The following is a 19,917-nucleotide window of genomic DNA, read 5'->3' on the forward strand; positions in this document are numbered from 1 at the left end:
GTAAACTGCTAATTATCTTTCAATCGGATTGTATGGCTCAGCACGCTTGGAATGCTTCAGGATATTTCCTTTTTCATCCTTGATCTTTACAATTGCAGCATACTTGGCATCTTGAAGCAGATAACCGATTGGATCGGCATAGTATTTTTTGTAAATGGAGGTCAATGATTTGCGGTCGATAGGCTCGAAAGTCTTACCTTTATAATAGATAGGTATGGAGCCTTTGTCTGTAGTGAGTCCTACAGCCGTAAATCCATAATCGTTCTCGGAGTCGTGAGCCTTGAGTATCAATCCCGGCAGTCCGCTCAGTTTCCAGGGACCATTGTCAATAGGGATGTCTTCCGTGTACCAAGCTATCCATGTTCTACCCTTAAACTTGGCAATTGCCTGGTGGCACTCGTAACCGCAGATGGAATCGATGCTGTCTGTGAGTTGCCAGTCTGTCGGTTCCATCGGCTCTATGCACACATATCTGTCGGCAGCAAAGAAATCGAGATAGGCAGTTTTGCCCGGTTCTGGATAGTTCTTATATATTTTCCAATTAATCTGTCCGCCATTACCGGAAAAATTGGCAGGTATTCCTTTTGCCATATTCGCAGAGATGGTAGAGTCTCTTTGGAATATCGGATAACTGTAGAATGCGGAATACTTGTTGCCAATCTGCAAGAGCATTTTCTCTTCAATACGGCCAATGATGGTGTCGGTCTTGGTATATTTCTTTTCGTAAATATACTCGGCATCATATACTACCTGATACTTTACCTGATCAATGGAATCTCCCATGCCAATGCTTGATTCATCGAACAGGTTTACTGTTTGCGCTTGGAGCATGCAAGCATATAATGCAAGCCATACCATCAATAATACCTTTTTCATAATCTTCGTCTTTTTATTCATTATTTTATCTGTTTCATTCGTTTTTGTGATGCAAAAGTACTGAGATTATCCGATGAAATCGATGATTTCTGTTACTGAGTTATTACTTTTGCTTCTTTTCGCCTATTATTATTTTATTACTCTTGCCTTTGTTTACGGATTTTTCAGTAACTTTGCCGTCAAATTCAAAAGATCAGGAATGTATGAACAGTAACAGTAAGCTGAAAATAGTGTGGATGGTATGTGGGGTAGCAATCGTATTGTTGTTCTGCACGCAGGCATATTGGCTCCATCTTCAATGTCAATATAGCTTAGACCAGCAGGTAGAGCAATTCAAGAAGGATTGTGATGAAGTGTTAGCGCAAGATTTGAAGAATAGAAAAAAGTTGCAGGAGAATTCATCTACGAAAGGTAGAAGAGATACGGTTATGCTTAAGATAGAATCTGAATATGATATGAAGAAGGGATGTAGCCGTACTACGCTTTCTTTTTGGAACAATCACCGCTTTCTTGTCCGTTTGAATGATCCTAATCTTACGGGTGATGATGCTTATCTCATCATCAGCAGATATCTGGCTAATATAGGTAAGCATCCCTCGTTGGCTTCTTATCAAAGATTACTGGATGATAAGGGATATGGGAAGATATCCTTTTTTCGCCATCTGGATTACAAGACTGTCTTCCTGAATGCAAAATATGATGTCGAAGGCAGATGGTCACGTGTGGTGACGGTAAAGTATCAGACGAACCCAATGTTTCGCCAAGGTATTTCTTTTCAGGTGCCCATTCCTATTACTCGAACGCTCAAAGCCATGATGTGGCAATTGATAGGAAGCATCTTTCTCTTTTTCATCTTGATAGGATGTCTGTATTATCTGGTTAAGACCATAGTCTTCCAGAAACGCATTGATGGCATTCGCCATGAGTTTCTGAAGAATATGATTTATGAGTTGAAGCAACCGAAAGAAGACGACAAAGGTGAAGAATCTGCTGTTTTTATCGGTTCCATTGCTTTCTACTATGCGCAGAATGAACTGCTATGTGGTAATTTCAGAGTAGTCATCACATCTCGTCAAGCTGAAATTCTGAAGCTTCTTGCCGAGAACCAGAACCAGCTTGTAGAGCGGGATTACATACTGAATGAAGTATGGGGTGATGACTCATACTCCAATTCCCTTGCCCTGAACGTGCAGATTACCTATCTTCGCCGGGCATTGAACCTGGATGAAAAGGTAAGTATCGAAGCTGTCATCAAGAAGGGATATATCCTGCGAACCTGTTGATCTTGTTATCAACTTTCATCTTTTTAGAAAGGTGGAAGTTTTTTTATCTTAATTTATTTTGTCCTTCACCTATTTTGTTGTAACTTTGCACACTGAAATTCGAATTTAAATTATTTTATGTAATTATGGCAAAAAAAGCTCTTTTAATGATTCTCGACGGATGGGGAATCGGTAAGCATGATAAGGGTGATGTTATCTTCAAGACTCCAACTCCTTATCTCGATTATTTGACAGCAGTTTCAGCACATTCTACTCTCCAGACTTGTGGCGAGGACGTAGGTCTTCCTAAAGGTCAGATGGGTAACTCAGAGGTAGGTCACCTCAACATCGGTGCAGGTCGTGTGGTATATCAGGACCTCGTTAAGATCAACAAGGCTTGCGAGAGCGGTGACATCTTGAAGAATCAGGAGATCATCAACGCTTACAGCTATGCTCAGAAGACAGGTAAGAAGCTCCACTTGATGGGCTTGACTTCTACCGGTGGTGTTCACTCTTCTTTGGATCACCTCTTCAAGTTGATTGAGATTGGTAAGGAATATGGTTTGAAGGAGACATACGTTCACTGCTTCATGGATGGTCGTGATACAGACCCTAAGAGCGGTAAGGGCTTCATCGAGGAGGTGCAGGCTTGCTGCGACAAGAACGGTGCACACATCGCAAGCATCGTAGGTCGTTTCTATGCTATGGACCGTGACAAGCGCTGGAACCGTGTGAAGGAAGCATACGACTTGCTCGTTGAGGGTAAGGGTAAGCAGGCTGACGATATGGTGAAGGCAATGCAGGAGAGCTATGATGAGGACGTAACTGACGAGTTCATCAAGCCAATCAATAACTCTAAGGTTGACGGTACTATCCAGGAGGGTGATGTTGTTATCTTCATCAACTACCGTAACGACCGTGCCAAGGAGTTGACACAGGTATTGACTCAGCAGGATATGCCAGAGGAAGGCATGCACACCATCAAGGACTTGCAGTACTACTGCATGACTCCATACGATGCAAGCTTCCAGGGCGTTCACATCCTCTTCCCTAAGGAGAACGTAATGAATACTCTCGGTGAGTACTTGAGTGCACAAGGTCAGAAGCAGCTCCACACTGCAGAGACAGAGAAGTATGCTCATGTAACATTCTTCTTCAATGGTGGTCGTGAGACTCCATACGAGGGTGAGGATCGTATCCTGGTTCCTTCTCCAAAGGTAGCTACTTACGACTTGAAGCCAGAGATGAGCGCTTACGAGGTAAAGGATAAGTTGGTTGGTGCTATCAACACACAGGAGTACGACTTCATCGTTGTAAACTTCGCTAATGGTGATATGGTAGGTCACACAGGTATCTACAACGCTATCGCTAAGGCTGTTCACGCTGTTGACAACTGCGTAAAGGACGTTATCGAGGCTGCTAAGGCTAACGATTATGAGGCTATCATCATCGCTGACCACGGTAATGCAGACCACGCTATCAACGAGGATGGTACCCCTAACACTGCTCACTCTTTGAACCCAGTTCCATTCATCTACGTAACTGATAACAACTCAGCTACCGTAAAGGATGGTCGTTTGGCAGACGTAGCTCCTTCTATCCTCCATATCATGGGCTTGGAGAAGCCTGCAGATATGACAGGTGAGAACTTGATTTCTGACAACAAGTAAAAACGATTTTATATACCTCAAAAAAGTATCCTAAGATACTTGGCCAAGTATCTTAGGATACTTGCGTAAGTATCTTAAGATACTTTTGAATTTATATTAAGCATGAACGTAAAGATAGAAGAAAGTTGGAAACAGCATATAGGAGAAGAGTTCGACAAGCAGTATTTTGTTGACCTCACAAACTTCGTGAAAGAGGAATACCTGCGTACGCCCTGTTATCCTCCTGGCCGCTTGATTTTCAATGCCTTCAATCTCTGTCCTTTTGATGATGTGAAGGTAGTGATTATCGGACAGGATCCATACCATGAGCCGGGTCAGGCGATGGGACTGAGTTTCTCTGTGCCGGACGGAATCACTTTCCCACCATCATTGATTAATATATTCAAGGAGATTCAGATGGATCTCGGTACTCCGATGCCAGCTACGGGCGATTTAACCCGCTGGGCAAAGCAGGGAGTATTGTTGCTCAACGCCACGTTGACCGTTCGTGCCCATCAGGCTGCGAGTCATCAGCGCAAAGGCTGGGAGGAGTTTACCGATGCTGCCATCAAGGCACTCAGCAAGGATAAGGAGCACCTGGTGTTTATCCTTTGGGGCGGTTATGCCCGAAGCAAGGCGAAACTCATCGATACAAGCAAGCATCTGATATTGGAAAGCGTTCATCCTTCGCCATTATCAGCCAACAGAGGCGGATGGTTTGGTAATCATCATTTCTCCCGCTGCAATGCGTATCTGCAGCAGAACGGAATTGCGCCTATCCAATGGTAGGTACACCTATTAATATATAGCTATCCACTCATGGGTAGCTATCATTATTTTTATTATACACTTAAAGAAATTTATTCATCTCAAAAAACATTATGAAGAAAAACGAACTGCGTATTCTGCAGGTGGGCAACGTGTTGGTTTCACCTGATATTATCACCGAAAAATTCTGTTGCGACCTTGATGCCTGCAAGGGCGAGTGCTGCATCGAAGGCGATGCGGGAGCTCCTGTTACCCTGGATGAAATCATGGAGATAGAGAATGCGCTGGATGTAGTTTGGGATGATCTCTCAGCTTCTGCCCAGGCTATCATAGATAAGCAGGGCGTGGCTTATACCGATATTGAAGGCGATTTGGTGACGAGCATCGTGAATGGTAAGGATTGTGTGTTTACCTGCTACCAGGATTTGAAAGACCTGGGCGATGGACATACGATTCCGAATTGTTGTCTCTGTGCCTTGGAGCGTGCTTATCGCGAAGGAAAGTCGAAGTTCAAGAAGCCTATTTCCTGTGCTTTGTATCCAATCCGTGCCAAGGATTTCGGCAACGAGGTGTATGGCATCAACTATAACAAGTGGCGCATCTGCAAGGATGCCATCAAGAAGGGAGAGGAGTTGAACCTTCCGGTTTATAAGTTCCTGGAGGGTCCGCTGGTAGAGAAGTTCGGCAAGGAATGGTATGATGAGCTTTGCGAAGTGGCAGAGCAAGTGCTTGCCGAATTGGAAGACTAAATTCAGTTAGAGACTTTGGAAGATAATAGTTCCGAAGTCTTTTTTTGTTTTATAAAAAAAGAGATTTCGAAACGCTGTTGAGCTTATTCCGAAATCTCTAATCCTTCTATATTTGTGATATTACTTCTTCTAAAACCTTTATCCCAAGTTATCACGAAATCTTTTTGATGCTCAGCATGGATGCGGTAATAGGCTTGCTCGTCCATTTCGCCACTGCATACATATTGGTTTCCGTTAATATGAAGTGTTGTTCCTTTGCTGGCATTGCGTATCGTGAGCCGGATGGTTCCACGGAACGGACGTCCGAAGTCTATACGGCATCCCTGATGATCGAATTCCTCCTTGTATGGTTCTAATACCATTTGAAGCTTGTTCTGGGTGAGGTATGGCAGCTGGTCAACAAAGATATAGTTTACCGTATCATTGAAGGCACCTGTCGGATGAACCCATCCTGAAGATTGGTATTCAGCCGATTTCCACTCAGTAGTGTATATTCTATTGTCAAAGTGTTCTTTTTCGTTGTAACTGCCGCCCTTCAGGGGTTTGCACCACCATGTTTCGTCTGCTTTATGATAAAAAGGAACAGAGTCTGTATACCAGCCATGAAGTTCCAGCGAGAGTTGTTTGCTCTTATTTCTTATTCTTCCTGGTGCATACCAGACCGCGATGATGTTTTCGCCCTTTTTCAGATATCTGGAGATATCTATGGTTTGCATCAGAAGGATGCTGTCTCTGGCTCCTTCGTTGAAAATGCTTGGCGTAGCATTTCTTTCGTTGATGTATAGGCGGGTATTTCCTCCACTTGCCATGTTTATCTCAGCCTTTAAAGGCTTTTGATCAAGATGATAGATTTTCCTGTATAATATCTCAGAAGAATCGTTGGGGAATGGATATGATACCCAATGGGTACCGAATTCCTGTGCATAGGAATTCAGCACCCAGAGAGTTGTAAAGATGAGAATTGTAAAATATCTCATAGATGATTATTTGTCTATTTTATGAGTTTTGTTTCGCCAGCCTTGAAATTTAATGCTTTCTGCTTACCATTATACTTGACGGTCAGGTTTCCGGCATTCTTGCTGGTGATGGAAGCTTTGCTGACCTTTCCATTGTTCCATACGAGATTAATCTCGTAGTTTCCACGTGCTTTGATACCCTTAATTTCGCCTGCAGGCCATTCTTTAGGTAGAGCAGGAAGAAGATGCATAGTCTCGCCATCGCATTGCATCAGCATCTCGCATACGCCTGCTGTGCCTCCGAAGTTGCCATCTATCTGGAAAGGTGGATGGGCATCAAAGAGGTTAGGGTAGGTGCCACCGCTGCGGTGTTTGCTGTCCTTGTAGACTTCAGGGCTTACGTAGGTGAGCAGCTTGCGGTATATCTGATAAGCTTTGTCGGCACGATGCAGACGAGCCCAGAGGTTGATTCTCCAGCCTGTACTCCAACCGGTGGAATTATCGCCCTTGATTTCTAGGGTCTTGGTTGCGGCAGCAGCAAGTTCCGGAGTCTTGTTTACCGAAATCTGATGGAATGGATAGAGTCCCAGCAGGTGTGACTGGTGGCGATGATGCCAATCCTGGTCTTCCCAATCGTGGTACCACTCCATCAGATTGCCTCGCTTACCGATGTGGTAAGGGCGCAGGCGATTGAGGGCTGATTGCAACTGCTGCTGGTAATCGTTGTCGATGCCCAGGGCTTTTGCTCCCTTGATGGTATTCTTGAAGAGCTCGCGGATGATGGCGAGGTCGGCGGTTCCGCCATAGAAACTGCTGCCACGGTAGCCCTTATCGGTGATGTAATCTGCCTCTGGCGATGTGCAAGGAGCAGTAATCAGTTCGTTTGGATTGTGTGGATTCGGGATGAGCCACGCAAGCAGGAAGTCGGCAGCCCCCTTCATCAGCGGATAGGCTGTATTGCGAAGATATTCGGTATCGCGGGTATAGTCATAGTGATCCCAAAGGGTTTCTACAAGCCAGGCTCCACCCATAGCCCAGTTGCTCCATTGCGGACTTTCGCTTCCGGTTCCTACAGGATTGGTCATAGCCCAGACATCAGTGTTGTGTCCAGCGCACCATCCCTTATCGATACCATAGAAGTGCTGGGCATTGTGGCGACCTGTCACAGCCATACCCTCTACCAATCCGTCTACTGGGGCTACCAGTTCTGAGAGGTTCGCAACTTCTGCCGGCCAGTAATTTTCTTCCAGGTTGATGTTGATGGTATAGTTGCCGCGCCATGGCGAACGGAGGGCTGGTGCCCAGAGTCCCTGCAGGTTGGCAGGCACTCCCTTGGTTCTACTGCTGCTGATGAGCAGGTATCTGCCATACTGGAAATAGAGCTGTTCCAGATAAGGGTTGCTCTCGTGGTTGTCGCTGTAGGCGAGCAACTGTTTGTCGGTAGGGCGGGTGGCATCAAACTTGGCTCCTTTCAGACTCAAACTTACTCTATCAAAGAGTTTCTTGTAGTCGGCGATGTGACGCTGTTTGAATTCTTCGTAAGTGAAGTTGGCAAGGTGCCAGGCTTCATCGGTAACGTTCTCGATGTATGGAGCTCCTTCCTTCACAGGATGCTTGTCGAATCCGTTGTAACTTGTTTCGTTTACGAGATAGATGATAGCCTCGCTCACATCCTTCAGATGGAGTACAGAATCGCTTGCCCACACTTTTCCGTCGGTGTTCTTCACCTGAAGCATGGCACAGTAATGCGTACTGTTGGCTTCATCGCCGAGAACATGTCCCGTCATGGTGAGCTGTCCTCTGGATGCTTTTACCTGATGGGGAATGAGGGAAGTGAGTGAGATGTCGCTGTTGATGGATCTCTTCTGGGAGGCACTCAGCTTGATGGCAATCATCTTGTCGGGATGAGAAGCAAAATACTCTTTGGTGTATTGGATGCCGTTGCGCCTGTAATGAACAGTAGCCAGGGAGTTGTCGAGGCTCAGTTCGCGGTAATAATCCGTAAACTCGCCCTGGTTGCAGTCTTTGATATTGATCATGCCCAGTGGCTGATAGAACTCCGAGTTATGGCCTTGCACATAGTGTTGCAGGGAATCGGCGGTCTTGTAATCCTCCTTGAACAGCGCCTCTCTGATTTTCGGAATCCACTTGTAGGCTTCACCACCTTCGTTGGGATTCACAGGCACGCCCGTCCAAAGGGTGATGTCGTTGAGCTGGATAGAGTCATTATTGGCTCCACCATAAACCAGCGCACCCAGTTTGCCATTGCCTAATGGCAGTGACTCTTCGAAGGCGTATGCAGGTTTGTTGTACCACAACTTGTTGGGTTGCAACTCTTTACTTACTGTTGTTGCCTGGCAGTTCCATGTACTGGAGGCAGCTAACGCAATCGTAAAAAATATATGCTTCATAAAGATGGTATTGTTGGTTTTTTAATTCGATGCCCGGAAACGAAGTCGGAAGGTGATGCTCATTGGATGAGGCTATCCAAAAAAGGGGGAAGACTCTCGCTGAGTCTACCCCCAATATGTTCGTGTTAACTTTAAGCGTCGATATTGGCGTAAGTAGCATTCTGTTCGATGAACTCGCGGCGTGGTTCTACATCATCACCCATCAACATAGAGAAAATCTCATCAGCCTGGGCTGCGTTCTCGATAGTAACCTGCTTGAGCAAGCGTGTAGATGGGTCCATAGTAGTTTCCCAAAGCTGCTCTGGGTTCATCTCACCCAAACCTTTGTATCGCTGGGTGTGGATATTCTTGTCTTCTACTCCATCTCCATACTTGTCGATGAATGCCTGGCGCTGCTGCTCTGTATAGCAATACTCGCTTACCTTGCTACGATAAGTACACTTGTAGAGTGGTGGGGTAGCGATATACAGATGGCCTTCTTCAATAACCTTTGGCATGAAACGATAGAAGAGTGTCATAATCAATGTGTCGATGTGAGAACCATCGACGTCGGCATCGGTCATGATGATAATCTTGTCGTAACGCAACTTGTCGGTATTAGCCTCCTTGCTGTCTTCGCCATCTACACCGAAGCGGACACCGATACTTTGGATGATATTCATGACAGACTCAGCTTCGAATACCTTGTGCCACTGTACCTTTTCTACATTCAGAATCTTACCACGCAATGGGAGAATAGCCTGACGGAAACGGTCGCGACCCTGCTTGGCAGAACCACCGGCGGAATCACCCTCGACGAGGAAGATCTCGCATTCTTTAGGATCCTTCATTGAGCAATCGGCAAGTTTACCAGGAAGACCACCACCTGTCATGAAGTTCTTGCGCTGTACACTCTCACGTGCCTTGCGGGCAGCTATGCGGGCCGTAGCAGCCAGGACAACCTTTTCGCAGATTCGCTTTGCCTCGTCTGGATGTTCTTCCAGATAATCAGACAAAGCCTCGTTTACAGCCTGCTGAACGGCACCTTGTACCTCGCTGTTACCGAGCTTGGTCTTGGTCTGTCCCTCAAACTGAGGTTCAGCTACCTTGATGGAGATAACGGCAGTAAGACCCTCGCGGAAGTCTTCTGGTGCAATCTCTACCTTTGCCTTCTCAATCTGCTTAGAGATGGTTGGGTCTGCTTCTGCGTAAGCCTTCAAGGTGCGGGTCAACGCCATACGGAAACCAGTCAGGTGGGTACCACCCTCAATGGTGTTGATGTTATTGACGTATGAGTGGATATTCTCAGAGTAATCTGTGTTGTACATCACAGCAATCTCGATAGGAATACCCTGCTTTTCTGTCTTCAGATAGATAACATCATCGAAGAGATGAGTGCGGTGACGGTCTACGTAACGGACGAATTCCTTCAAACCATCCTTAGCGTGGAAAACCTGCTCCTTGGTCTTACCTTCCTCGTCAGGGCGCAAATCTCTCAAGGTAATCTTGATACCTGCATTGAGGAATGCCAACTCGCGCATACGGTTGGCTATGATGTCCCACTTATAGACAGTGTGAGTAAAGATGGTTGGATCTGGCCAGAACTGCTGGCGTGTACCGCGCTTGTTGGTTTCACCTACCACCTTAACCGGATAGAGAGGCTTACCCTTCTCATATTCCTGCTGGTAGATTTTGCCGTCACGGAACACCTGTGACAACATGTGGGTAGAAAGTGCATTCACACAACTTACACCCACACCATGTAAACCGCCAGATACCTTGTAAGAACCCTTGTCGAACTTACCACCTGCGTGAAGCACGGTCATAACGACTTCGAGGGCTGATTTATGTAGTTTCTCGTGCATATCCACAGGGATACCACGACCATTATCTTCTACGGTGATAGAGTTGTCTTCGTTGATGGTAACTTCGATGTCGGTACAGTAGCCCGCCATTGCTTCGTCAATAGAGTTGTCTACAGTTTCGTTTACCAAGTGATGAAGACCCTTTTCGGAGATGTCACCAATATACATCGCCGGACGTTTGCGAACAGCTTCCAGGCCTTCCAGAACCTGAATGTTACTCGCAGAGTAATTATTTGCGTTGTTTTGATTTTCTGCCATTTTAGTATTGTCTTATTTCCGTGCAAAGATACTAAAAAAAGCTGAGAAACAGGAACTTTTGTTTGTGAAAAATCACCAAAAAGTGAAGAAAAAACGTAGAATGTGAACTTTAGCGGCAAAAGTGTCTTGAAAAAGCTGTTTAATAATCGTTTTGCGCGTTTTTATAGGGTATGTTGTAGTATAAAACCGGTTGTGATGGGAAGATTTTATGATGCAGAAAGTGGGTAGTCGGGTTCATAGAAAAGAATAAGGCTGCGACCCTATAATAGGATTGCAGCCTTATTTATTTCTTTGCTTTGACTTATAAGTTAGGCCAACTTAGCGATGTGCTTTGTAAGACCAGACTTCAAGTTTGCAGCCTTGTTGTCGTGGATAACGTTGATCTTAGCCAACTTGTCTAAAAGCTTCTGAACAGTAGGATAGAGCTTTGCAGCCTCTTCCTTGTCAGACATGTTGCGCAACTTGCGGACAGCATTGCGCATAGTCTTTGCATAATACTTGTTGTGCAAAGCCTTCTTCTTGTCCTGACGGATTCTCTTGATTGATGATTTGTGATTTGCCATCTTCTTTATGTTATTTTTTTTATTTCTTAAATGTTTGTAGTCCCTAGCAGAGTCGAACTGCTCTTTAGAGAATGAAAATCTCTCGTCCTAACCGATAGACGAAGGGACCATTGCTTATTTGCGGGTGCAAAGTTACTACTTTTATTTGAATCTAGCAAATTTTTCATGGAAAATTTTCGCTAAATGCGCATTTTTTTGTATTTTTGCCCTGTTTTTCACTAATATTAGGCAAAATGGAGATAAAAACTAGTGCTATCGTATTGCAAACCATCAAGTATGGGGACTCTCAACTTATCGTGGATTTCTTCACCGAAAAGTTGGGAAGACTCTCCTTTATGGTACGTGTGCCTAAGTCATCTAAGGGGAAGATGAAACGGCAGCTTTTCCAACCGCTCATGGTCTTGAATTTAGAATTTGATTATCGTCCCAAGTCAAATCTGCAGCGCCTTAGGGATGTTTCGATTCAGATTCCATTCTCTGATATCCCTTTTTCTCCATACAAACTTGGCATTTCCATGTTCTTGGCAGAACTGCTTTCATATGCTACCCGTCATGAGCAGGCTAATGGTGCGCTCTATCTTTTCATACAGGACAGTATCGAATGGTTAGACCATGCTAAAGGTGCTATTGCCAATTTCCATATAGTCTTTATGATTCAGCTCTCTTTTCATTTGGGTTTTATGCCCAATATAGAGAGTGGTATGTCTGGCGATTATTTTGATTTGGTAGATGGATGTTTTGCAGCTCATGTTCCTTCGCATGTACATTATTTAAATAAGGAAGATTCTATGCGGCTTGTGTCTTTGTTCCGTTTAGACTATAAAACAATGCACCTCTACACAATGTCTCGTATGGAACGAAACAGGTGTGTAGAGGTGATACTGGAGTATTATAAACTTCATTTGCCAGATTTCCCGGAAATGAAGAGTTTTGCTGTTCTTCAGGAACTGTTTGCTTAGTCTTTTCAGATTTCCTCGTTTGCTTGATGTAAACGGGAAACAGACGTTGGCTATGTCCTCTGTTTAGGCAAAACTGATAACGCCCTGTACTGTAGCATCATCATTATTGTCTTCTTTCGGTTCTGTATTACCGGAAGCTATATTACGGATTTCTTCCAGAGTCTGTCGGGTACGCTTATAGGTAGGCGTGTTTTCTACCTGAAGGATGACATCCTCGTTATCCAAATCTTCCTGACGGAACAGGAATATGTGTGGATGACGCTTATACTGTGTCGTATTGCCATCGCTGCCATAATAGCGCTTGCGGCGGTCTTCTCTTTCAGCACGTTTCTCCTCTTCTTCAGCGAGACGGCGAGATTCTTCCTCAGTATGTTTCTTGAGGTGGCGGTTCATTCCCTCTACATCCTCGAGTCCGAAACCTGTTGCGAGAACGGTTACCTTTACGCGGCTTCCCAATTCAGGGTCAATGGCGAGACCCCATTTCAATTCGAAATCGTCACCGAATTTCTCCATAAAGTCGTTGACATCATTCATCTCGTCCATGGTCAAGCCAGGATTATCTTTCTTCTCGCTTGCAAATGCGATGCTGAGCAGAATCTTCTTAGAGTTGAATACGTCATTATCGTTAAGGAGTGGTGAGTTCAAGGCATCTTCTATCGCTTTCTTTACTCTTCCTTCTCCCTCACCGTAACCTGTACTCATGATAGCCACACCGCCATCTTTCAGTACGGTCTTCACATCATTGAAGTCGAGGTTGATGAGACCATGTACGGTAATGATTTCAGCGATACTCTTGGCAGCTACACTCAAGGTGTCGTCAGCTTTGCCGAAGGCATCGAGAACGGCAAGGTCTGGATAAATCTGGCGAAGACGTTCATTGTTGATTACCAGTAAGGCATCTACATGCTTCGACATTTCCTCTACACCATCCAATGCCTGGTCAATCTTCTTAGGACCTTCAAAACGGAATGGGATGGTTACGATACCAACGGTAAGAATACCTAACTCCTTACTAACTCTGGCGATGACAGGTGCTGCACCTGTACCGGTACCGCCACCCATACCCGCTGTGATGAATGCCATTTTTGTTCCATCGTTGAGCATGTTCTTGATATCTTCAAGAGTCTCTTCGGCAGCCTGGCGTGCCTTTGCAGGTTTGTTTCCTGCACCCAGACCTTCCTTGCCTAGCTGCAGGTGTACAGGCACAGGTGAGTCGTTAAGTGCCTGATTGTCTGTGTTGCAGAGTACGAATGTTACATCGTGTATACCTTCGCGGTACATGTGGTTGACGGCATTTCCACCGCCACCACCAACACCAATCACCTTGATGATGCTATTTTCTTTTTCAGGTTCCCCAAAGTCAAGAATATGAGGAGCGTTTCCATTATCTAGCATAGTCGTATAATCTTTATAGGGTTTATCTATCTGATTTTTTATTTAACCTGTTGTGAAATCTGTTTTCTGATAGCCTGGTCTTTGGCATCTTATTCTTCTTCAGAAATGGTATCTTTCACAAACTTCTTGAAACCTCTCATCATTTTATGGATGAGACTGTTTTCTTTGCGTCTTTTTTCTTCTTCTTCGGCTTCTTTTTCTGCCAGAAGTCTTGCCTCAGCTTCTTCCAGTTCTTTTTGCTTGCGGGCAGCCTCGTCAGCAGCCGCTTTTTCTGCCGCAGTTAGTACAACGCCCTTGCCGGCAGTCTCGTTAGGGTTTCTAGGAGCCTTGTGCTGCTCTGTTGCTACTGGCTTTTCTGCAGAATTGCTGAAGAGATCAGTGCCGATTTCATCACCTGCACAGTTCATGTCTCCCTTTGCCAGGAGTCCCAATACGGTGTTCATTGTACCATCGTGATTGGTAATCTTAGGATCCTTGGAGTTGACTGTTTGAGAAACAAACTTGGCAATGCGTACTTTGTCGATGTGGGTATGTGTCTTGAAAACCTTATCGATTTCAGGCATGTTGCTGCCGCCACCTGTAAGGATGATACCACCCAACAGCTTATCTGAGAATTCCACCGGAATCTGGAACCATGCGTTTTCTACGATTTCCTCTACGCGTGCTTCTACGATTTCGATGAACTTCTTGCTTTCAACCACTCTATCCTTGTCAATAGGGTAGTTCAGGGTCGGGTCGATATTGTTGATATCGGTATAAGCCTTGGCATACTTGAGTTTCATCTTTTCAGCATCAGGCTCTTCAATCTGAAGACAAGTTAAGTCTTTGGTCACGTTGCCGCCGCCTAATGGGATGACAGAGAGATGACGAAGTATACCTTTATAATATACAGAAACGGTTGTCGTATCGGCACCCAAGTCAACAAGCATACAGCCTGCACGCTTTTCTGAGTCTGTCAAAACGCTGTCTGCCATAGCTAAAGGAGCCAGGTACATTTCTGCAATAGGAATGTTGGCATTTTCAAAACAGGTATTGATATTGTTATAGAAGTTCTTGCGCCAAAGTATATTCAGGAAGATGCCTTCCAAATGGTTACACTGTATTCCTACAGGGTCTATCTGGTATTGGTTGTCTATCTTGTATTCCTGAGTTGCAGCATCCAGGATTTCCTGGTCCGGATAGGTCATGTTGCGGTTGATATCCATCAGTTCATTGATCATCTCTTGTGAGATGATGGTGTTACCTGGGAGATCCTTGACAATGACGTTCTTGATACTGCGTATAGAGCGACCGCCCACGCCTACATAGACCTGGGTAATATCCTGTTTCAGTATATTCTTCAACTTCTTGATGATGTTGGTCAAGCATTGGCAGGTTTTGTCAATGTTATAGATTACACCCTTTCTGATGCAAGAAGATGAATCTTCCTCTACGGTGGCAAGTACGGTGATGCTGCCGTCCAAATTCTTCTGACCTGCTATACCTGTCATCTTAGATGAGCCAAGTTCGATAGCTACAATAAATTCCTTTGGCATAGTTCTTATATGTTATCTTAATCTGTTTCTATTTTCTAATTAGCTATTTTGATGCTTTTTACATATGATCTGGTTGTCGAATTCGATATTGATATACGAATACTTGTTCCAGCCAGCTTGTGAGAGTCCATACTTATAGAATTTCTCTAATCGATTCATCTTCTTGTTGACGAAATCGTTGATGGCTTGCTCTCGTTTGTCGATGAGGTTGGTCTCTGGCAGGTTACCTATATATATAATGTGGTTGCCTACTCGCGGTACCAGTTCTATTCCTCTATCAGGCAGGACATTGATCTGTTCTATCTGGTTTCGCCAGAGTTCATTCGTCATCAGCGCTTTGCTTAGTAATGAGATGTATTTTTTAGCATACCACTTGTTGATGTAGCCCGTTGCGATGATAATGTCGCATGTATAGTTCGTGTTGGGCATGATCTGATTGTGGTCATCAATATAATAGTCCTCGTTGCTGATGTTTTTGATTCTGACGATTGGCATGCGTTGGGTGAGGTAGATGTCAACAAGACCATCTTGAGTCTTTGAACATTCTGCCGTCTTGACGAAAGGACTGGTCTTCAAGGTTTCTTCTATCATGCGGGCGTTCACCTCTTTGAGCGGTTCCCCCAGCGGATAGAGTTTCCTGGCTTCCAGTCGTTTCTTGATTTCCTTCGCATTCAGAAAGCCATTCGTCATCTCATCTTGGATGTTGATGTTCACCTTGGTGCATACCAACTTCGTTTCATCAGGTTTGTTAAACCTGGTGAAAGCGAATACCAGATAAGTACCGAGTACTAAATCCAGTGCGATGATGATGGTTTTCTTCCAATTGATATGCATTTATTTCTCTTCAAGTATTTTGGTAATTTGTGGAACATAGTTGTCCAAATCGCCAGCTCCTAAGATAACTAGAACATCGAAGTCTCGATTCTTTACCAGGTCAAGAACGTCTTCTTTGTGAATCATGCTCTTTTCTACACCTGGTTTCAGATTGTCATAGATAAGCTTGGAGGTTACTCCTGGAATAGGCTGCTCGCGAGCTGGATAGATGTCGCAGAGGATAACCTCGTCCAAGAGACTCAAACTGTTGGCGAAATCTTTATAGAAATCGCGGGTTCTAGTATACAAGTGAGGCTGGAAGATGGCTGTTATCTTACGGTCCTTGTATAACTCTCTGATACTCTTAGCACTCTGATATATCTCCTTTGGATGATGAGCATAATCAGACAGGAATACCAGTTTGTTGTTCTTGATCTTAAAGTCGAAACGGCGGTCAACTCCTCCGTAGGTCTTCATGCCGTTACGGAGTTCATCGGCTGTACAACCATTCAACTGTGCCATTGCCATTGCTGCCACACCATTTGTGATGTTGATAGGCACAGGCTGTCCGAGTTCTACGCCCGTTACGTTCTCGATAGGAGAGATGAAATCAAAGGTGATACCTCCATTCTCTATCTTGATGTTCTCAGCGTGGAAGTCGCCCTCGTCCTGGCTGTATTCGTATATCTTGACACCGTCTTGTACGTGTTGCTTCATCTCCAGACCTTTGTGGATGATGAGTGCACCGCCCGGTTGGATCAGTTCTGTATAGTGACGGAAACTCTCCAGATAAGCCTCCTTGGTGCCGTAGATGTCGAGATGGTCTGGGTCTGTAGCCGTGATGACACTCATCCATGGGCGCAACCAGTGGAAACTGCGGTCAAACTCATCTGCTTCAATGACAACATAGTCGCTCTTGTCGGAGAGGATATAGTTGGTGCCATAGTTCTTTGAGATACCTCCCAGGAAGGCATTACAGTCAATATGGCTTTGGTGCATGATGTGAGCACACATGGTAGATGTTGATGTCTTTCCGTGTGTTCCCGCTACGCACAGTCCCTTATGTGTACGGGTTAATGTACCCAGAACCTGAGCTCGCTTCTCGATGGTGAAGCCATTCTCATGGAAGAAAACCAGTTCCTTGTGTTCAGCAGGAATTGCCGGTGTGTAGACTACCAATGTTGTCTTGGCGTCCTTGCAGGCTTCTGGTATGAGGTCAACATTCTCCTCATAGTGGATAAGCATTCCCTCTTTCTCCAACTCATGAGTTAGATTGGATGGAGTCTTGTCATATCCGGCTACAACCAACTTCTTGCTGAGGAAGTATCTGGCGATGGCGCTCATTCCGATGCCGCCCGCTCCTACAAAATAAACTGCTTTAATATCTTTTATTTCCATTACTTTGTTGCTAATTTGATTACTTCGTCGGCGATGACGTCGGCAGAGTTCTTTAATCCTAATTTCTTGATATTCTCACAGAGCGAAGCAAGCTTTGCCTCGTCTTTTACCGTGTCAACTGCTTTCTTGAGCAATACCTCTGGTGCATCGGCATCCTTTACGTAGATGGCAGCATCTTTGTTGACTAATGCCATGGCGTTCTTGGTCTGGTGGTCTTCTGCTACATTAGGGCTTGGAACCAGGATAACCGGTTTGCCGATGAGGCAGAACTCGCTGATACTGCTGGCACCTGCGCGGCTGATAACCAGGTCGGCTGCCTTGTAAGCTGCACCCATGTCGCTGATGAAATCAGTAACCTTGAGCATTGGCAGCTCCTGACCTTTCAGTTGCTCCATGATGGCAGCATTATAGTATTTACCTGTTTGCCAGATAAACTGTACGCCGCTTTCTTTCACTAGGTCGAGGTGCTGGAGTACACTCTCGTTGATGGTTCTTGCGCCAAGGCTGCCACCTACGAGCAAGATGGTCTTCTTTTCAGGGTCGAGACCGAACTGCTTGCGTGCTTCTTCCTGGGTGATGGTAGTTTCCAATACATTCTGGCGAACAGGATTGCCGGTCATGATAATCTTGTCTGCAGGGAAGAAGCGCTCCATTCCTTCGTAAGCCACACAGATTTTTTCTGCCTTCTTGGCCAAGAGTTTATTGGTTACACCAGCGTATGAATTCTGCTCCTGGATGAGGCAAGGTATTCCTTTGCTGGCACAAACATTGAGAGTTGGACCGCTAGCATAGCCACCTACACCCACAGCCGCCATAGGCTTGAAGTTTTTGATGATGCTCTTTGCCATGTGCTGGCTCTTCCATATCTTGAAGAGTACGGCGATATTCTTGAGCAGATGCTTTCTGTCAAAGCCGCAGATAGGCAAGCCCTTGATCTCATAACCCGCAGCAGGTACACGCTGCATTTCCATTCTGCCGAGTGCACCTACAAACAAAATCTTAGCATCAGGGCGCTTTGCCTTGATGGCATTTGCAATGGATACGGCAGGGAAGATGTGACCACCTGTGCCGCCTCCGCTTATGATAATTCTTAATTCATTATTCATATCCGTTCATGTTTATAACGCAAAGGTATAAAAAAATATCGATTTAACGGCATTTTCTGCCATTTTTTCACCTTAATTTATAAAACTCTTGTCAGGCAGCCACCATTTTGCTGTCGTCGAGCTCATTTTGAGGTATCTCTTTCTTCTTGGCTGTTCTACTGATACTCAGGATGATGCCCAGGTACAGACAGTTGATGATGGTAGATGTACCACCTCTACTGATGAGTGGTAGTGGCTGTCCTGTAACAGGAGCCAAACCTACTGCTACTGCCATGTTGAAGAGTGCCTGGGTAACCAGCATGATGGCGAGTCCCATGCAGAGGAAGGCTGGGAAATTGTTCTCACACCGGTTGGCTATTCTGCCAGCTCTGAACAGGAGGATGATATAGAGGAATGCAACCAGTGCGGCTCCCCATATACCCATCTCTTCGATGATGATGGCATAGATGAAGTCTGAGAACGCCTGTGAGAGGAAGTCTCTTTCTACTGAGTTTCCAGGCCCTTTGCCTACGATGTTGGAAGAGGCGATGGCGATGTTGGCATGTGCCACTTGGGCATCTTTGTCGAGATCGACATCCTGTGGGGCTACAGGCTTTGAGTTCATAAACTTGTCAATACGGGCTTTCCAGGTGTCGGCTCTATGGAACATCTTTTCTGCCATGTTAGGCTTGTTCTGTTCCTGCTCAACCTTCTCTGTCAGCGTATTTTCCGGTTTATTGCCCTCTTCGCCCTTGTCCTGTCCTACTATCATGATACCTGCAAAGGCTGTGACGATGACAATCATGCACAGTCCCACCAGTTTGCCAATCTGGTTCATCGGCACTCGTCCGATGAGCATCATGGCTAAGATTGTGATACTGAGGAGCATGGCTGTGGATAAGTTTTCTAGTCCGATGAGAATTACAAATGGAGCGGTTGCTACAAGTATGAACTTGAATGCCTTCCTGTTGGCTCCCTGAGTTGTTTGCATAGCACTAAGAATCTGAGCAACAGCCAGTACTACCGCTCCCTTCGCTATCTCAGAAGGCTGGAACTGTATGCCCATCAGAGAGAACCATCGGGAGGCTCCGTTGGTAGATTGACCGGTAGCCAAGACCAGGACGAGCAACAGTAATGAGATGCCCATCACGACGGGGGTAACAATCTTGAAGTACTTGCATTTCACCTTGAGCATGCAAATCATGGTGAACAGACCGCCTCCCAAGAGCAAAATGTGGCGGATGACAGGTGCCATGTAGTTTCCTGTCTTGTACGACAAGGAGCTGGAGGCAGAATATACCTCCACGATGCTTATCATACAGAGAAAGAAGAAGACCATCCAGATCACCTTGTCTCCCTTGAAAATATTACCAATGCTCTTGTTATTCATTTCTTT

At 45.2% G+C, this 19,917-nt stretch carries 16 protein-coding genes; 5 read left to right on the forward strand and 11 right to left on the reverse strand.

All coding sequences use genetic code 11. The features are described from left to right. Positions 1–12 precede the first annotated feature (12 nt). A complete protein-coding gene (locus ONT18_RS13760; RefSeq protein WP_264906197.1) occupies positions 13–876 on the reverse strand; it encodes a GLPGLI family protein in 864 nt (287 codons plus the stop codon). A 203-nt stretch (positions 877–1,079) separates the two neighbouring features. On the opposite strand from ONT18_RS13760, the gene ONT18_RS17420 reads away from it, so the two are divergent. The 4 genes from ONT18_RS17420 (at position 1,080) to ONT18_RS13780 (ending at position 5,304) form a co-directional block, all read left to right on the forward strand. Next, positions 1,080–2,159 (forward strand): winged helix-turn-helix domain-containing protein, encoded by a 1,080-nt coding sequence (locus tag ONT18_RS17420; protein ID WP_437183730.1) that lies wholly within the window; start codon positions 1,080–1,082, stop codon positions 2,157–2,159. Between the two features lie 125 nt (positions 2,160–2,284). Further along, positions 2,285–3,808 carry a 2,3-bisphosphoglycerate-independent phosphoglycerate mutase gene (gpmI, locus tag ONT18_RS13770; RefSeq protein ID WP_264906200.1) on the forward strand — a complete coding sequence of 508 codons (1,524 nt, stop codon included), beginning with the start codon at positions 2,285–2,287 and terminating at the stop codon, positions 3,806–3,808. 102 nt (positions 3,809–3,910) lie between these two features. Further along, positions 3,911–4,576, forward strand: a complete 666-nt coding sequence (locus ONT18_RS13775) for a uracil-DNA glycosylase (RefSeq protein WP_118151277.1) — start codon at positions 3,911–3,913, stop codon at positions 4,574–4,576. 92 nt (positions 4,577–4,668) lie between these two features. Next, positions 4,669–5,304 carry a DUF3109 family protein gene (locus ONT18_RS13780; RefSeq protein WP_264906202.1) on the forward strand — a complete coding sequence of 212 codons (636 nt, stop codon included), beginning with the start codon at positions 4,669–4,671 and terminating at the stop codon, positions 5,302–5,304. 83 nt (positions 5,305–5,387) lie between these two features. On the opposite strand, the gene ONT18_RS13785 is transcribed toward ONT18_RS13780, so the two are convergent. The 4 genes from ONT18_RS13785 to rpsT all read right to left on the reverse strand — a co-directional run bounded on the left by ONT18_RS13785 (position 5,388) and on the right by rpsT (position 11,336). After that, positions 5,388–6,281: an alpha-L-rhamnosidase N-terminal domain-containing protein gene (locus tag ONT18_RS13785; protein WP_264906204.1), complete on the reverse strand. Its 894-nt coding sequence runs from the start codon at positions 6,279–6,281 to the stop codon at positions 5,388–5,390. A 14-nt stretch (positions 6,282–6,295) separates the two neighbouring features. Further along, positions 6,296–8,671, reverse strand: coding sequence for a glycoside hydrolase family 95 protein (locus ONT18_RS13790; RefSeq protein ID WP_264906206.1), 2,376 nt, complete (start codon positions 8,669–8,671; stop codon positions 6,296–6,298). A gap of 131 nt (positions 8,672–8,802) precedes the next feature. Next, positions 8,803–10,773, reverse strand: coding sequence for a DNA topoisomerase (ATP-hydrolyzing) subunit B (gyrB, locus tag ONT18_RS13795; protein WP_264906208.1), 1,971 nt, complete (start codon positions 10,771–10,773; stop codon positions 8,803–8,805). A 308-nt stretch (positions 10,774–11,081) separates the two neighbouring features. After that, complete coding sequence (gene rpsT, locus ONT18_RS13800; RefSeq protein ID WP_006847644.1) at positions 11,082–11,336, reverse strand: 30S ribosomal protein S20; 255 nt, start codon at positions 11,334–11,336, stop codon at positions 11,082–11,084. 233 nt (positions 11,337–11,569) lie between these two features. Between rpsT and recO the strand changes: the two genes are divergently transcribed. Then, positions 11,570–12,295 carry a DNA repair protein RecO gene (recO, locus tag ONT18_RS13805; protein ID WP_118190180.1) on the forward strand — a complete coding sequence of 242 codons (726 nt, stop codon included), beginning with the start codon at positions 11,570–11,572 and terminating at the stop codon, positions 12,293–12,295. 63 nt (positions 12,296–12,358) lie between these two features. Here the strand turns inward: recO and ftsZ are convergent, their stop codons facing one another. The 6 genes from ftsZ to ONT18_RS13835 all read right to left on the reverse strand — a co-directional run bounded on the left by ftsZ (position 12,359) and on the right by ONT18_RS13835 (position 19,911). Continuing rightward, positions 12,359–13,690, reverse strand: a complete 1,332-nt coding sequence (gene ftsZ / locus ONT18_RS13810) for a cell division protein FtsZ (RefSeq protein WP_117692949.1) — start codon at positions 13,688–13,690, stop codon at positions 12,359–12,361. An 89-nt stretch (positions 13,691–13,779) separates the two neighbouring features. After that, on the reverse strand, positions 13,780–15,225 hold the full coding sequence (gene ftsA / locus ONT18_RS13815) for a cell division protein FtsA (RefSeq protein ID WP_117692951.1): 1,446 nt from the start codon (positions 15,223–15,225) through the stop codon (positions 13,780–13,782). 39 nt (positions 15,226–15,264) lie between these two features. Continuing rightward, a complete protein-coding gene (locus tag ONT18_RS13820; RefSeq protein WP_153085234.1) occupies positions 15,265–16,059 on the reverse strand; it encodes a cell division protein FtsQ in 795 nt (264 codons plus the stop codon). Further along, on the reverse strand, positions 16,060–17,436 hold the full coding sequence (murC, locus tag ONT18_RS13825; RefSeq protein WP_006847639.1) for a UDP-N-acetylmuramate--L-alanine ligase: 1,377 nt from the start codon (positions 17,434–17,436) through the stop codon (positions 16,060–16,062). Further along, the gene (gene murG, locus ONT18_RS13830; RefSeq protein ID WP_022121279.1) at positions 17,436–18,542 is read right to left on the reverse strand and encodes an undecaprenyldiphospho-muramoylpentapeptide beta-N-acetylglucosaminyltransferase; all 1,107 of its coding nucleotides are present in this window, start codon (positions 18,540–18,542) and stop codon (positions 17,436–17,438) included. Before murG ends, murC begins: the two co-directional genes overlap by 1 nt. A gap of 91 nt (positions 18,543–18,633) precedes the next feature. Further along, on the reverse strand, positions 18,634–19,911 hold the full coding sequence (locus ONT18_RS13835; protein WP_006847637.1) for an FtsW/RodA/SpoVE family cell cycle protein: 1,278 nt from the start codon (positions 19,909–19,911) through the stop codon (positions 18,634–18,636). Between the last annotated feature and the right edge of the window lie 6 nt (positions 19,912–19,917).

Source organism: Segatella copri (assembly GCF_026015295.1).
GTDB lineage: Bacteria > Bacteroidota > Bacteroidia > Bacteroidales > Bacteroidaceae > Prevotella > Prevotella copri_C.